The sequence below is a fragment of the Salimicrobium salexigens genome (genome assembly GCF_900156705.1).
GTDB lineage: Bacteria > Bacillota > Bacilli > Bacillales > Halobacillaceae > Salimicrobium > Salimicrobium album.
Window position 1 is genome coordinate 151,851 of sequence record NZ_FTOK01000003.1, and the last position, 15,491, is coordinate 167,341.

11 protein-coding genes are annotated in these 15,491 nt (G+C 46.8%); all 11 read left to right on the top strand.

What is annotated here, in order from left to right:
• The first annotated feature begins 65 nt into the window (after positions 1-65).
• The 11 genes from pnp to yfmF all read left to right on the top strand — a co-directional run bounded on the left by pnp (position 66) and on the right by yfmF (position 15,491).
• Complete coding sequence (pnp, locus tag BW931_RS04950) at positions 66-2,198, top strand: polyribonucleotide nucleotidyltransferase (protein WP_076570437.1); 2,133 nt, start codon at positions 66-68, stop codon at positions 2,196-2,198.
• A 413-nt stretch (positions 2,199-2,611) separates the two neighbouring features.
• Entirely contained in the window at positions 2,612-3,658 is a 1,047-nt protein-coding gene (gene asd / locus BW931_RS04955) for an aspartate-semialdehyde dehydrogenase (RefSeq protein ID WP_008587808.1), read from the top strand.
• 25 nt (positions 3,659-3,683) lie between these two features.
• Entirely contained in the window at positions 3,684-4,904 is a 1,221-nt protein-coding gene (gene dapG / locus BW931_RS04960; protein WP_008587806.1) for an aspartate kinase, read from the top strand.
• A 13-nt stretch (positions 4,905-4,917) separates the two neighbouring features.
• Positions 4,918-5,787, top strand: a complete 870-nt coding sequence (gene dapA / locus BW931_RS04965; protein WP_076570439.1) for a 4-hydroxy-tetrahydrodipicolinate synthase — start codon at positions 4,918-4,920, stop codon at positions 5,785-5,787.
• Positions 5,788-6,097: 310 nt separating this feature from the next.
• Complete coding sequence (locus BW931_RS04970; protein ID WP_076570442.1) at positions 6,098-8,314, top strand: DNA translocase FtsK; 2,217 nt, start codon at positions 6,098-6,100, stop codon at positions 8,312-8,314.
• Between the two features lie 186 nt (positions 8,315-8,500).
• Positions 8,501-9,226 carry a GntR family transcriptional regulator gene (locus BW931_RS04975; RefSeq protein WP_076570444.1) on the top strand — a complete coding sequence of 242 codons (726 nt, stop codon included), beginning with the start codon at positions 8,501-8,503 and terminating at the stop codon, positions 9,224-9,226.
• A gap of 108 nt (positions 9,227-9,334) precedes the next feature.
• Positions 9,335-10,453 carry a BMP family lipoprotein gene (locus tag BW931_RS04980; RefSeq protein WP_076570448.1) on the top strand — a complete coding sequence of 373 codons (1,119 nt, stop codon included), beginning with the start codon at positions 9,335-9,337 and terminating at the stop codon, positions 10,451-10,453.
• Between the two features lie 117 nt (positions 10,454-10,570).
• Positions 10,571-12,097, top strand: coding sequence for an ABC transporter ATP-binding protein (locus BW931_RS04985; RefSeq protein ID WP_008587795.1), 1,527 nt, complete (start codon positions 10,571-10,573; stop codon positions 12,095-12,097).
• Positions 12,097-13,143 (top strand): ABC transporter permease, encoded by a 1,047-nt coding sequence (locus BW931_RS04990; RefSeq protein WP_008587794.1) that lies wholly within the window; start codon positions 12,097-12,099, stop codon positions 13,141-13,143. Before BW931_RS04985 ends, BW931_RS04990 begins: the two co-directional genes overlap by 1 nt.
• Positions 13,144-14,100, top strand: a complete 957-nt coding sequence (locus BW931_RS04995) for an ABC transporter permease (RefSeq protein WP_008587792.1) — start codon at positions 13,144-13,146, stop codon at positions 14,098-14,100.
• A gap of 107 nt (positions 14,101-14,207) precedes the next feature.
• Entirely contained in the window at positions 14,208-15,491 is a 1,284-nt protein-coding gene (yfmF, locus tag BW931_RS05000; protein ID WP_076570451.1) for an EF-P 5-aminopentanol modification-associated protein YfmF, read from the top strand.

Sequence of the window (15,491 nt, forward strand, 5' to 3'; positions counted from 1 at the left end):
TATTTATAAGTATAAGTTTAGTGACACTGATCGGTATTGCAAATTAGAGAGGAGTACAATCTTCTATGACAGATAATAAACAAGTGTTTTCTATTGATATCGGCGGTCAGAAGCTGTCGGTGGAAATAGGTGAAATGGCAAAGCAGGCGAATGGAGCAGCGATGATCAGCTATGGTGATACATCGGTTCTTTCCACAGCGACCGGTTCCAAAGAGCCGAAAGACCTTCCGTTTTTCCCGTTGACTATTAACTATGAAGAACGTCTATATGCCGTAGGGAAAATACCGGGCGGTTTCATTAAGCGCGAAGGGCGTCCGAGCGACAAAGCGGTTTTGACTGCTCGTTTGATTGATCGCCCGATCAGACCGCTGTTCCCGGACGGATTCCGGAACGATATCCAGGTTATCAACACTGTGATGAGTGTAGATCAGGACTGTTCCTCCGAAATCGCAGCGATGATAGGTTCTTCTATTGCACTCAGTGTCTCCGATCTCCCGTTCGCGGGACCGATCGCCGGGGTTATCGTCGGACGGGTGGACGGAAAATTCGTCATCAACCCGACCGTCGAACAGCAGAAAGCGAGTGACATCGATTTAACAGTGGCCGGAACGAAAGACGCTGTCAACATGGTAGAGGCAGGAGCACTTGAAGTTCCGGAAGCGGATATGCTTGAAGCGATAATGTTCGGGCATGAAGAGATTAAACGCCTGGTGGAATTTCAGGAAGAGATCATTAAAGCTGCCGGAAAAGAAAAAATGGAAGTGCAACTTCTTTCAAATGATGAACAGCTTCAACAGAAGACGGAAAGGGAAGCTACGGCTTCCATAGTCGAAGCTATCCAGATTAATGATAAAAAAGCGCGGGAAGAAGCGATCGATAAGGCTAAGAACGACTACCTGGATAAAGTCGCCGAAGAGGAATTGGAAGAAGAAGAGATTAGTCAGATCAAGTCCATCCTTGACGATATTGTAAAAGCCGAGGTACGCAGGCTGATTACAAAAGAGAAAATAAGACCTGACGGCAGAAGTCCGCGTGAAATCCGACCTCTTACCTCAAGAGTGGATGTGCTGCCACGTACACACGGGTCGGGGATGTTCACCCGTGGTCAGACCCAGGCGCTCAGCGTATGTACACTTGGGGCACTGGGTGAAGTCCAGATTCTGGATGGCCTGGACCTGGAAGAATCAAAACGCTTCATGCACCATTACAATTTTCCGAACTTCTCCGTCGGTGAAACAGGACCGATACGCGGTCCGGGCCGTCGTGAAATCGGCCACGGAGCTTTGGGGGAAAGAGCGCTTGAAGTGGTCATTCCATCCGAAGAGGAATTTCCGTACACTATACGGCTCGTTTCCGAAGTGCTTGAATCCAACGGTTCCACTTCCCAGGCCAGTATATGTGCCAGTACTCTTGCAATGATGGATGCCGGTGTGCCGATCAAAGCACCCGTAGCCGGTATCGCCATGGGCCTTGTGAAATCAGGGGACGATTATACGATTCTGACAGATATTCAGGGAATGGAAGACTTTCTCGGAGATATGGATTTTAAAGTAGCCGGTACCGAAAAGGGTGTCACTGCCCTGCAGATGGACATTAAGATTGAAGGTCTTTCAAGAGATATTTTGAAAGAGGCGCTGGAACAGGCGAAAAAAGGAAGAATGGACATACTCGGTCACATGCTTGAAGTAATGCCTTCCACACGCAGTGAACTGTCCTCCTACGCTCCTAAAATTATGAAAATGTCGATCAACCCTGATAAAATTCGTGATGTCATTGGTCCGAGCGGTAAACAGATCAATAAAATCATCGAAGAAACAGGAGTGAAAATCGATATTGAGCAGGATGGAACTGTTTTCATTTCCTCTCAAAACAGTGAAATGAATGAAAACGCCAAAAAAGTGATCGAAGATATCGTTCGTGACGTAGAAGTGGGAGAAGTATATGATGGTACAGTGAAACGGGTGGAGAAATTCGGAGCCTTCGTGGAACTGTTCAAAGGCAAAGAAGGCCTCGTACACATCTCCGAGCTGGCGGAAGAACACATTAAAAAAACTGAAGACGTAGCCAATGTAGGGGATACGCTGACAGTAAAAGTGAAAGAGATCGACAGACAGGGACGGATAAACCTTTCCAGAAAAGCGATCCTTGTGGAACAGAAAGAAAAAGAGCAGAGTGAAGAAGGACAGGAGACGGAGTAAAGAAAAGCGAACTGGATAATTCCAGTTCCTTTTTTTAATTAAAAATCTATAGCACAATCGGGCTTTTTCCCATGTTTTCGAAGCAGTTCAGAACTTTCGGGAGGAAATCGGAGAATATGCCTCCAGGATATACTTAGTTCTCCATTGAGAAGGTTAGTTACCGAATCGGCTCATCTATTGTATTAGCATTCCGGCGAAGTATTAGGTTACGATTGGGTAGTGTGAGTTTACATGTGTGGTTTACCGGCAGTTCGCGCGCAGTCACCATACGTTCTTCAGGGCTGACCGGCACTGCTGTTCCGGGTATAATGAGTATTGTTCCTTATGACGGAAAGCAGGGAATGTGATAAAATAACAAAATAGTGAGACTGTAATTAATTTTCAAAATCAATTACAGGGAAAGGAAGATAATTATGAGCGAGCAGAAAAAAGTTAATGTAGCCGTTCTCGGTGCTACCGGAGCGGTCGGACAGAAAATGATCGAAACACTGGAAGATAGAGACTTTCCTGTTAAAGAACTGAAGCTGTTGTCTTCAAGCCGTTCTGCAGGTTCAAAGATTTCTTTCAAAGGTGAAGAATATACAGTGGAAGAAGCAAAACCGGAAAGCTTTGAAAATGTAGATATCGCATTGTTCTCCGCAGGAGGATCGATTTCCAAAAAACTTGCGCCGGAAGCGGTGAAACGCGGTGCTCTTGTTATTGATAATACAAGCGCGTACAGGATGGACCCGGAAGTCCCTCTCGTAGTACCGGAAGTGAATGAAGAAGATATTAAAGAAAACAAAGGGATAATAGCGAATCCTAACTGTTCCACAATTCAAATGGTCGCTGCTCTTAAGCCGATTGATGACAAGTATGGACTGAAACGGGTCCTTGTATCTACTTATCAGGCAGTTTCCGGAGCCGGAAACGATGCGGTTGATGAGATGAATGAACAGTCGAGAGCGATGCTCGACGGGAAAGAGTACGAAACAAATATACTTCCTGTCAAAGGAGACGAAAAACATTTTCCGATAGCTTTTAACGCTCTGCCGCAAATCGACGTATTCGAAGAAGACGGCTATACCTTCGAAGAAAAGAAAATGATCAACGAAACGAAGAAGATTATGCATATGGACAAACTTCCCGTTTCAGCGACGTGTGTACGCCTACCGTTTGCGGTTTCCCATGCGGAGAGTGTATATGTCGAAATCGATAAAGAAGCAGTAAGCGTAAGTGATTTCAGAAAAGTCATCAGTAATGGAGAAGGTCTGACACTTCAGGACAATCCGTCCGAGCAGGATTATCCTACGCCGCTGTCGGCAGCCGGCAAAAAAGATGTATTTGTCGGAAGGATACGTAAAGACCCGGATGTCGATTACGGTTTTCACATGTGGGTCGTCTCGGATAATCTACTCAAAGGCGCGGCCTGGAACTCCATACAGATAGCAGAAAGAGTCGTGACAAATAACTGGTTGTAATCCAATGACTATAGAGGTGTAAGGAATGGATATCGTAGTTCAGAAATTTGGAGGAACATCGGTCCGGGACGAAGAAAGCCGTGCCCGGGCCATGTCCCACATTGAGAAAGCAGTGAAAGAAGGATACAAAGTAGTAGTAGCGGTTTCCGCGATGGGGAGAAAAGGTGAACCTTATGCGACAGATACTCTGTTAAGTCTCGTGGATCATCCGAATACAACTTTGTCTTCGAGGGAACAGGATCTGCTCATGTCCTGCGGAGAAGTGATATCATCCGTCGTGTTTTCGGATGAATTATCGAAGGCCGGTGTTTCATCGACAGCTCTGACCGGAGCTCAGGCAGGGTTCTTCACTAACAGTGATTTCACCAAAGCTAAAATAGTCGATATGAAACCGGACAGAATATTGCAGGAACTCAAAGATTTAGATGTAGTAGTAGTGGCAGGCTTTCAGGGGAAAACCGAAGAGGGGGATGTCACGACGTTCGGACGCGGAGGCAGTGATACGACTGCTGCCGCACTCGGTGCAGCTTTAAATGCAGAATACGTGGATATCTTTACGGACGTCGAAGGTATTATGACTGCAGATCCGAGAATTGTCGAATCGGCCCGTACGATGAAGCAGATTACGTATAATGAGATCAGTAACCTTGCTTATCAGGGAGCCAAAGTGATACATCCGAGAGCTGTAGAAATCGCCATGCACGCAAAAGTCCCGTTACGGGTAAGGTCTACATATTCGGACTTACCGGGCACGCTCGTTTCTGCTTCCACGGATGGGGAGAATGGCAGTGATATCGATGACAGACTCGTTACCGGTATCGCCCATATGACGGGAATTACGCAAATAAAAATTCCGGTGGAAGAGGAAAACGGCAATGTTCAGGCAAAAGTCTTCGGTATGATGGCAGAAGCGGGTATCTCGGTGGATTTCATCAATATTTCACCGAACTCGATTGTATTCACCATTGCCGAACCTTATACGGAGAAGGCGAAAGAGCTTTTCGAACAGGAAGGGTTTTCTCCGGTAATAAAACGTAACTGTGCCAAAGTATCGACTGTAGGGGCCGGAATTTCAGGGGTCCCGGGTGTTACTTCCAAGATAGTTAATACGTTAAGCAGTGCCGGAGTGCAGATTCTTCAGTCCGCAGACTCTCATACGACCATCTGGATGCTGATCAAGGAAGAGGACATTAAGGAAGCCGTTAATGCTCTTCATTCGATATTTCAACTGAGCGAAGATATATAAAGGGGAGATGAATATGGATTTCGGACGGGTACTGACTGCTATGGCAACTCCGATTGACAGTTTCGGGCAGGTGGATTTTCCGAAAATTGATGAACTTGTCGACCATCTAGTTAATAATGGAAGCGACGGCCTGGTGGTAGCCGGGACGACCGGGGAATCTGCCACTCTTTCTTTTGATGAGAAAGTGAAAGTATGGGAAAGGACCGTTTACGCAGCGGACGGACGGGTCCCTGTCCTTGCCGGTTCAGGTACTAACGGAACCCAGGAATCTCTGGAACTGTCCCTTCTGGCTCAGAATGCAGGAGTCGACGGTCTGATGCTGGTCGTTCCTTACTACAACAAACCGAATCAGGAAGGCCTGTATCTGCATTTTAAAACGATTGCTGAGAAAGTGGACGTACCGATAATGGTATATAACGTTCCCGGTCGCACAGTCGTACGCTTGAATCCGGAGACTATTGTATGGCTCTCCGAAATCCCCAATATCGCAGCCGTTAAGGAAGCTACCGGCGACCTGAGCGCCATGGCTGAAATCATAGAGGGGGCCTCCGATGATTTTAACGTTTATACCGGCGATGATCATCTGACATATCCTACGTACGCTATCGGTGGTCGTGGTGTGGTGTCGGTGTCTTCTCATGTAGCCGGTAAAACGATGCAGGAAATGCTTGATTTATTTGACCAGGGTGAAATAAAAAAAGCTGCCGCCATACATCGTAAGCTCGTACCGGTCTGCAAAGGGATGTTTATAGCTCCTTCGCCGGCACCGATCAAAGAGGCTTTGAAAAGGAAAGGTCTCGATGTCGGAGGTGTACGTCTCCCGATGGTGCCTCTTACAAAGGAGGAAGAAACATTCATCCACAACCTGGTGGACGACCTGTAACCCGGCTGTCCTTCTCCATCAACATCTCCCTGACGTCCTGTTGCCGGTACCTGCAGCATTTCCGGTGCCCAATCTGTCAGTTGAGGGAAATTATATGTTCGACCGGTCTTTTTCGAAAGACCGGTCGTTACGTATTTTCAAGCATTCTCCAGTCGTTTCACTCCGCAAAATTCATCAGAGTTCTTCTGTTTTTGTGACCGGAGGGTATAGGTGTATAAGAAAGGAATATGCTATAATTATAGAATGAACCTTCCAGGATGCCCCGGATAACCACGGCATCCTGTTTTTTCGTCAAAGTAGGAGGATTTCCATGGCTAAAAGAAAGAGAAACAGAAAAAAGAAATCAAAGATAAATAATCGTATACGTTATGAATTGTTCGGTCTGCTGTTTGTTATTACAGCAATATTTGGGAGCGGACTGCCCTTTTTCAAAACGGGAGCAGTCCCGAAATTCCTGACTTTCGTTTTCCAGCTGATTTTTGGATTATGGTATTTTATGATACCGCTCGGTCTGCTGGTGCTTGGCGGATACGTCATGCTTAAGAGGTCGTGGCCGATCATTAAGAAACCCGGAGGTACATTCCTTGTCGTTGCAGGAGTACTGCTTCTTTCGCACGTCCAGGCGTTATACCCGTCGAACGGAGGTGTGTTCTCTGCCACCTGGGGGATTTATCGAAGCGATGTATCCTTCATTGAGATGGGCGGGGGTTTCAGTGGAGCTGTCCTCTACAGCATAACTGACTTTCTTTTTGGACAGGCGGGTTCGATTATAGTTTCCGTATTTATGATTGTCATAGGAAGCATGATGATCAGGGAATGGTCGCCTGCAGAGAAAATCAGTAAATTTTTCAAAAAGTGGAAGAAAAAGGTCTCCGGAAGAAAGAAGAAAAAGACTTCTTCCAAATCATCGGTGGAGCCTGAGCGTAAGGAGCAGAAACCTGCTCCGCCGGAAAGTCCGGAGACAGAAACGGAACATCCGATTATTCAGGACTTTACGGAACAGACTAAGAACAGACCCGTGCCTGCGGTTCAGGAATCGGGAAAAGAAACGGGAGAAGAGACGAAAGACGTATCGTTAGCTACCGGGGAAACGGAAAACCATGATTATGAACTCCCCGGCTTCGATTTGCTGAAAGCACCGGAGGGGACCCCGCAAAGTCAAGACAGAAGCCATATTCAGGAGACGGTCAGGAAATTGGAAGCCACTTTCGACAGTTTCGGAGTGAAGGCGAAAGTGACGAAAGTACATGTCGGTCCTTCCGTCACGAAATACGAAGTGAATCCCGATACAGGAGTTAAAGTAAGTAAGATCGTTAACCTGCACGATGATCTGGCTCTGTCACTGGCTGCCCATGATATACGTATTGAAGCCCCGATTCCGGGTAAATCCGCTGTCGGTATTGAAGTCCCGAACCAGGAGATCTCCATGGTCACACTCAGAGAGGTGCTGGAGTCGGCTTCTCTCAAAAAAGATCAGAAATTAGGTTTTGCGCTGGGCAGAGACATCTCCGGGGAAGCTGTCATGGCCGAGCTGAACAAGATGCCCCATCTGCTCGTGGCAGGAGCCACAGGCAGTGGGAAAAGCGTGTGTATAAATGGTATCATCACCAGTATACTTATGCGTGCCAAGCCACATGAAGTGAAAATGATGATGATCGATCCGAAGAAAGTGGAGCTGAACGTCTACAACGGCATTCCTCACCTGTTATCACCGGTCGTCACCGATCCGAAAAAAGCATCCCGGGCACTGAAGAAAGTAGTAAGTGAGATGGACAGGCGGTATGACCTGTTTTCGGAAAGCGGCACGAGAAACATCGAAGGGTACAATGAATATATTAAGAAACATAATGAACTGGAAGATGATGACCAGCCTACGCTTCCTTACATTGTCGTTCTCGTCGATGAGCTCGCGGACTTGATGATGGTAGCTTCAAATGAAGTGGAAGATTCCATAACGCGACTGGCTCAGATGGCGAGAGCTGCAGGAATACATCTGATTATTGCTACGCAGCGTCCATCGGTAGATGTCATTACGGGAGTGATCAAAGCGAATATCCCTTCGAGAATAGCCTTCAGCGTGTCGTCCCAGACTGATTCGAGAACTATCCTTGATTCGGGAGGAGCTGAAAAGCTTCTCGGCCGGGGGGATATGCTCTTTACGCCGGTTGGCGCAAATAAACCGACGAGAGTACAGGGAGCTTTCCTTTCTGACGAGGAAGTGGAAAATATCGTCGACTTTTGTGTGGAACAGCAGAAAGCGCAATATCAGGAAGAGATGATCCCTGAAGAAGAAACGGAAGTCCAGCAGGAAGTGGACGACGAATTGTATCCGGAAGCCGTTCAGATGGTAGTAGAGATGCAAAGTGCAAGTGCTTCGATGATTCAACGGAGATTCCGTGTAGGTTACACAAGAGCAGCACGACTTGTGGATTCAATGGAAGAAAACGGGATAGTGGGACCTTCCGAGGGCAGTAAACCACGTACGGTTCTGGTTTCCGGAGTGGATGAGGAAAACAGGGAATCATAAAAAGCCCCTTCGATATGGAGTATATCGGAGGGAATTCCTTTCGAATTCAAAAAACTATTAGAGTTGCAACAATAGTATTTATTTATTGGGAAAAAAGTGTTATATTTATTTCAATAATATGTGTCGAACGTCAGAGGTCAGATCTCCAACATTCGAAACGAATTTCCAGGAGCAGGAGGTGCGCATATGGCAATAAAACAAGATCCGAGACATCTTTATCTGCAGGTGATTGAGCAGTTGAAAAAGGATATACAGGAGGAAGTATACAAAGAAAGAGAAAAATTACCCTCCGAGTTCCAGCTTTCAAAAAGACTGGGCGTATCACGTGCGACTTTAAGAGAAGCATTAAGAATTCTTGAAGAAGACAATCTGGTGACCCGCAGGCACGGGGTGGGCACTTTCGTTAACCCCAAACCGATGTTTTCAGCCGGAATCGAAGAATTGGACAGCGTTACCGGTATGATTACAAGTTCCGGAATGAGCCCGGGTACCCAGTATTTATCCGCGGATCTCGTAGAGCCTACGGAAGAAGACCGGGAGAGATTTCACCCGAAAGAGTTACATAAAATAGCCAAACTGGAACGGGTCCGGACTGCGGACGGGGAACCGGTAGTCTATTGTGTGGACAAACTGCCGGAGGGCGTCATATCTTTGCAGGATGTGAAGGAAAAAGGATCTATGTTCAGATTAATCGAAGAATATACTCAGAAGCCGATCGCTTATGCCGTGACGTATATTGAACCTGTCGGATACCATGAGATAGTTTCCCCGGTTTTGAACACCGATCCGGAGGAAGCACTTCTTCTTTTAAAACAGATGCATTATACTGCAGATGATGAACCACTGCTTCTATCGTTAAACTACTTCAGAGCCGATAAGTTCAGCTTTCACGTTTTGCGCCGGAGAGTGTAAGGGGTTTCAATAGTATAGTATAATCTTTTAAGGAGGTGAGACTTCGGGGTGGATGTACCTTTCTTATTGATGAAGATTGAATGTTTAAAAAATTAAGGGGGAATTATTATGCGTCGTACGTTATTTTTGCTGACACTGGTACTTACGTTTGGACTTTTTCTTGCAGCTTGCGGTTCTTCGGACAGCGGAGGGGATTCTGAAAGTTCCGGAAGCGATTCGAAATCCGAAGAGGAAGGTTCCGGTGAAGGCGGCAACAGTGACTTCACCGTGGCGATGGTTACGGATACCGGAGGAGTGGATGATAAATCTTTCAACCAGTCAGCCTGGGAAGGATTGCAGGAATTCGGTAAAGAGAACAACCTTGAAGAAAATAAAGGTTATGATTATGCTCAATCGGAAAGTGATGCGGATTATACCACAAACCTGAACCGTCTCGTACGCGAAGATTACAATCTGATCTTCGGTATCGGCTTCCTTTTACAGCCCGACGTTGAAAAAGTAGCTTCGCAATTCCCTGAAACGAACTTCTCACTGGTTGATGCAGTAGCGGAGGGAGATAATATTGCAAGCATCACTTTTAAAGAACATCAGGGATCTTTCCTTGCAGGAGTGGCTGCAGCTAATAAAACCGAATCGGATCACCTTGGTTTTGTAGGCGGTGTCGATAGTGAACTTATCAACAAATTCGAATCCGGCTTCCGTGCCGGTGCGAAAACAGTAAATCCCGATATTAAAATCGACGTGCAATATGCAGAAAGCTTCAACTCCGCCGATCAGGGTAAACTGATTGCTTCCAACATGTATTCCCAGGGTGCTGATGTAATTTATCACGCAGCCGGAGGTACAGGCAACGGAGTGTTTTCTGAAGCGAAAGACCGCGTTCGCGGCGGTGACGAAAAAGTATGGGTGATCGGGGTAGACCGTGACCAGCATGAAGAAGGTGCCATCGATGACACGAACGTTACTTTGACTTCCATGGTTAAGAGAGTCGATATCGCTGTTCAGGACGTTTCCAAACAGGCGATGGAAGGCGAATTCCCTGGAGGGGAAGTCGTGGAGTATGGACTCGAAGATGAAGGTGTAAGTCTTGCACGCACTAATGAAGAAGCTATGACAGAAGAAATTATATCTACAGTGGAAGAGTGGAAACAAAAAATCATTGACGGAGAGGTCGAAGTGCCAATGACCCGTGATGAAACAGAAGAGTATGTTTCTTCTCTGAAATAGATGGAAGTTTACGAGGTCGGTTTCCATGACCGGCCTCCTTCTATCTTCAGATCATTCAGGGAAACTCTTCTCTGGATGATCTGGAAATAGAAATAAGCATGAGTGGGGGAGGATTTCATGGACTACGTAATAGAAATGCTTAATATCAGGAAAGAGTTTCCGGGTATAGTAGCAAATGACGACATTACGCTCCAGGTACAAAAAGGGGAGATTCATGCACTTTTAGGAGAAAATGGAGCAGGGAAATCGACTCTGATGAACGTTCTGTTCGGACTTTATAAACCTGAAAAGGGAAGCATCAGGATTCAGGGGAAAGAAGTGAATGTGGAAGATCCGAACGTTGCGAACGCTCTCGGGATCGGCATGGTACACCAGCATTTTATGCTGGTTGATACGTTTACCGTCACTGAGAACATCGTACTCGGCAGTGAACCTAATAAAGCCGGTACCGTCGACATAAAAAGAGCCGAAAAAGAAGTGCAGGCTCTTTCTGAAAAGTACGGGTTGAATGTGGATGCGACTGCTAAGATCAGGGATATCTCCGTCGGTATGCAGCAGAGAGCCGAAATATTGAAAACGCTCTACAGGGGTGCGGAAATACTTATTCTGGATGAGCCTACCGCAGTACTTACCCCGCAGGAAATTAAAGAATTGACTCAAATTATGAAAGACCTTGTGAATGAAGGAAAGTCGATTATTCTGATCACCCACAAACTGAAAGAAATTATGCAGGTTTGTGATAAATGTACCATAATCCGTAAAGGGAAAGGCATAGGCACGGTGGATGTAAAGGATACGAATGCGACGGAACTGGCCTCCCTGATGGTAGGAAGAGAAGTTACGTTTAAAACGGAGAAAACGAAAGCGACTCCGGGAGAGAATGCTTTAAGTGTCAAAAATCTCAAAGTTAAAGACTCCCGTGGAGTGGAAATGGTAAAGGATCTGAACCTTCACGTCAGGCAGGGCGAAATAGTCGGTGTTGCGGGTGTGGATGGGAACGGGCAGACTGAACTCGTGGAAGCACTTACGGGACTGAAGAAAAGCAGTTCAGGAGAAATAACGCTTAACAACCGTTCCATCTATAACCTGGAACCGAGAAAAGTGACGGAAGCAGGGGTTGCACATATTCCTCAGGACCGGCACAAACACGGACTTCTTCTGGACTTTCCGATAGGGGAAAATATGGTGATGCAGAGCTATTATCTGGCGCCCAACTCGAAAAGAGGAATTCTGAATTTCAAGAATATCTATAAAAAAGCGAAATCCCTGATCGAGGAATATGATGTCCGTACACCGGATGAGTACACGAAAGCCCGTTCCCTTTCAGGAGGAAACCAGCAGAAAGCGATTATTGCACGGGAAGTTGACCGCTCCCCGGATCTTCTGATCGCTTCGCAGCCGACACGGGGTCTTGATGTAGGAGCGATCGAGTTTATACACAATAAATTGATCGAAGAGAGAGACAAAGGTCGTGCGGTTCTGCTCGTATCGTTTGAACTTGATGAAATTTTGAACGTCAGTGATCGTATAGCCGTAATGTTCGATGGTAAAATTATCGAGGAAGTTAATCCGGAAGAAACGGATGAGCAGGAACTCGGCCTGTTGATGGCCGGCAGAAAGTCAGAAAAGCAGGGGGAAGCGTAATGTTCAGTAATCGGACGTTTAATATAGTCGTACCTATCGTATCTGTTTTACTCGGCCTGCTGGCAGGAGCTGTTATTATGGTGGCTTTCGGCTACAATCCGGTAGCCGGTTATGCCGCCATGTGGAACGGGGCGTTCGGAGATGCCTACTTCCTCGGTGAGACGGTTCGACAGGTAACACCATACATACTTTCGGGACTGGCAGTTGCTTTTGCAATGAGAGCCGGCCTTCTGAATATCGGAGTGGAAGGACAGGTGATTGTGGGCTGGCTGGCAGCTGTCTGGATAGGTTCTTCTTTTGGTATGCCTCCGGTCGTCCACGTACTGGTTGCTCTGCTCGCAGCCACTGTAGCCGGTGGAATCTGGGGTTTTGTGCCGGGACTGCTGAAAGCGAAACTCGGAGTCCACGAAGTCATCGTAACCATTATGATGAACTATATAGCTCTTTATCTTTCCAACTCTGTGATCCGGAGTGTACTGACGGACGGAGAGGACCGGACGAGCAACGTAGCCGAAACGGCATCTTTAGCTGCTCCCTGGCTGAGAGAACTGACTTTCTATTCCCGGATCCACTACGGTTTTATCGTTGCTCTGGTAATGGCATTCACCATGTGGTTTTTGCTTAACAAAACGACTCGGGGCTTTGAGCTCCGCGCAGTCGGAAGTAATCCCTTTGCATCGGAATATGCCGGAATGAAAGTCGGCAGAAATATTATCGTTGCCATGGTGATTTCAGGAGGTTTTGCGGGTCTTGCGGGTGCCATGGAAGGTCTCGGTACATTCCAGTACGCATCTGTCAGTTCCGGATTTACGAACATCGGGTTCGACGGAATCGCGGTTGCTCTGCTCGGGGCGAATACGGCCATCGGGGTGATATTGGCGGCTATCTTATTCGGTACGCTGAAAATAGGGGCCCTGAATATGCCGACCGAGGCCGGAGTTCCTACCGAACTTGTAGATATCGTAATCGCATTGATTATTCTGTTCGTGGCATCCGGGTACATTATCCGCTGGGTGTTCCTGAAATTCAGTAAGGAGGGTAAATAAATGGACTTTCTAGACGCTTTGGCTATAATGGTTTCTTCTGCACTTGTATTTGCTGCTCCTCTGATTTTTACGGCTATAGGCGGGGTGTTCAGTGAACGTTCCGGAATTATCAACATTGGACTTGAAGGTCTGATGGTAATGGGTGCTTTCGTCGGAATCGTGTTTAACCTCACATTTTCGGATATGTTCGGATCAATGACCCCGTGGATTTCGATGCTTGCTGCTATGGTACTCTCGGCGATATTTGCACTCGTTCATGCCGTAGCTTCGATAACTTTCCGGGCAGACCAGGTGGTAAGCGGGGTGGCGATCAACTTTCTGGCGCTCGGTGTCGGACTGTTCCTGACCCGCGAGTTTTATGACCGCGGTCAGACGGATATCATCAGTAACCCGTTCTATACGTGGGACGTGCCGTTCCTGTCGGATATTCCGGTTCTCGGAAGGATGTTTTTTGAGAATTATCCCTCCACGTATCTCGCTATCGCTGTTGCTCTGTTAGGCTGGTTCGTTTTATTCAAGACCTCTTTCGGGCTCAGACTCCGGGCTGTAGGGGAGCACCCTATGGCAGCTGATACAAACGGTATTAAAGTGTACCGTATGCGCTATATTGCAGTCATGATCTCAGGAGCCATGGGTGGTCTTGGGGGCGCTGCATACGCTCTGACAGTAGCTCAGGCTTTTTCCCAGGCTACTATCGTCGGTCAGGGTTTCATGTCCCTTGCTGCCGTTATATTCGGGAAATGGCATCCGCTTGGCGCACTCGGAGCAGCAATTTTCTTCGGATTCGCGCAGGCCATCAGCATTAACGGGGCGAGCTGGCCGTTATTCGCCAATATCCCTCAGGTGTTTCTGCTGATCCTCCCTTATGCGCTCACCATTTTAGCGCTGGCAGGGTTCATCGGCCGGGCCGAAGCTCCGAAATCTCTGGGCACACCTTATATTAAAGGAAGTCGTTAAACATATAGCCCGGTATTATCCGGGCTATATGTTTTTACTTTTGGATAATCATCATTTAGCATAGGATAGGGAGAAATAACTTACCGTTGTTGTATAGGAGGAAGAAAATGAAGACAGCCAAACAATACACAGAAGAACAGCAGGGATACCGCCTGCACGTACTTCCCACTAATAAATATAAGACAGTTTCCATCGTAGTGAAGTGGAAAGCTCCTCTTGAGAAAGAAACGATTACCAGGCGGGCTCTGTTACCGAGCATTATGGAGAAAGCTACGGAAAATTTTCCTTCCGCCCGTAAACTTCAGGGGGCTCTGGAGGATTTATACGGCACCGCTTTAAGTGCAGACGCCTCGAAAAAAGGGGAAAATCACGTAATTACGTTCCGCATGGAAGTTGTGAATGACCGTTACTTGAAAGACGAAGACTCCATCCTTAAGAAAGCATTACACATCCTGAATGACGTTCTTTTCCATCCGAAATCGGAAGGGGAAGGGTTTTCGGCTTCCGTATTCAAGCGGGAGAAAGAGACGCTTGCTCAAAGAATCCGTTCCATAAAAGACGATAAGATGAGTTACGCCAACACCCGTCTCCTCGATCACATGTGTGAGGATGAAGCCTACGGGGTACATGCGCAGGGCCATCTGGAAGATCTGGAACCTTTGACGAATGAAGAACTTTATTCCTACTATAAAAATATGCTGCAGAAAGACGAGCTGGACGTGTACATTACAGGAGATGTCTCACAGGAAGAAATGATCCCTTTATTTAATGAGTATTTCCTACGTCACGCTGCTGAACCGGCGCCTGCAACTACTGTAAGCGATATGCAGGTAGAGGAGCCACGCGAAATCATAGAAAGAGAAGAAATGAGTCAGGGGAAACTCCATATCGGCTTCCGTACCCACACCTTCTTTGGAGAAGAAGATTATTATGCACTTCAGGTGTTCAACGGAATATTTGGCGGATTTCCAAGTTCGAAATTATTTATGAACGTTCGCGAAAAACATAGCCTGGCATATTACGCGGCTTCCAGATTTGAAAGTCATAAAGGCCTTATGTTCGTATTCAGCGGCATCGATCCGGCTGACTACGATCAGGCGAAAACGATCATTCTTGATCAGAAAAAGGCTATAGAAGATGGCGACTTTACTAATGAGGATGTTGAAGAAGCCAAACAGCAGATCATTCACCAGCTTAAAGAAACGATGGAGCATCCGTATGGACTTATCGAGATTCTTTACCATCAGCAGTTGAGTGGCAGACAGATTGAAGCATCTGAACTTTTTGAACGTCTGGAAAAAGTGAGCCGTGAAGATGTTGTGCGGATTGCGAAGAAGATAGAGCTCGACACTGTATATTTCCTGACCAGCTTAGAGAAAGGGGACGCCTAA

Bases quoted from the DNA above. Each gene is read 5' to 3' on its own strand.
- asd (WP_008587808.1), top strand. From the start codon at position 2,612: ATGAGCGAGCAGAAAAAAGTTAATGTAGCCGTTCTCGGTGCTACCGGA.
- BW931_RS04975 (WP_076570444.1), top strand. From the start codon at position 8,501: ATGGCAATAAAACAAGATCCGAGACATCTTTATCTGCAGGTGATTGAG.
- dapG (WP_008587806.1), top strand. From the start codon at position 3,684: ATGGATATCGTAGTTCAGAAATTTGGAGGAACATCGGTCCGGGACGAA.
- BW931_RS04985 (WP_008587795.1), top strand. From the start codon at position 10,571: ATGGACTACGTAATAGAAATGCTTAATATCAGGAAAGAGTTTCCGGGT.
- yfmF (WP_076570451.1), top strand. From the start codon at position 14,208: ATGAAGACAGCCAAACAATACACAGAAGAACAGCAGGGATACCGCCTG.
- BW931_RS04995 (WP_008587792.1), top strand. From the start codon at position 13,144: ATGGACTTTCTAGACGCTTTGGCTATAATGGTTTCTTCTGCACTTGTA.
- pnp (WP_076570437.1), top strand. From the start codon at position 66: ATGACAGATAATAAACAAGTGTTTTCTATTGATATCGGCGGTCAGAAG.
- dapA (WP_076570439.1), top strand. From the start codon at position 4,918: ATGGATTTCGGACGGGTACTGACTGCTATGGCAACTCCGATTGACAGT.
- BW931_RS04970 (WP_076570442.1), top strand. From the start codon at position 6,098: ATGGCTAAAAGAAAGAGAAACAGAAAAAAGAAATCAAAGATAAATAAT.
- BW931_RS04990 (WP_008587794.1), top strand. From the start codon at position 12,097: ATGTTCAGTAATCGGACGTTTAATATAGTCGTACCTATCGTATCTGTT.
- BW931_RS04980 (WP_076570448.1), top strand. From the start codon at position 9,335: ATGCGTCGTACGTTATTTTTGCTGACACTGGTACTTACGTTTGGACTT.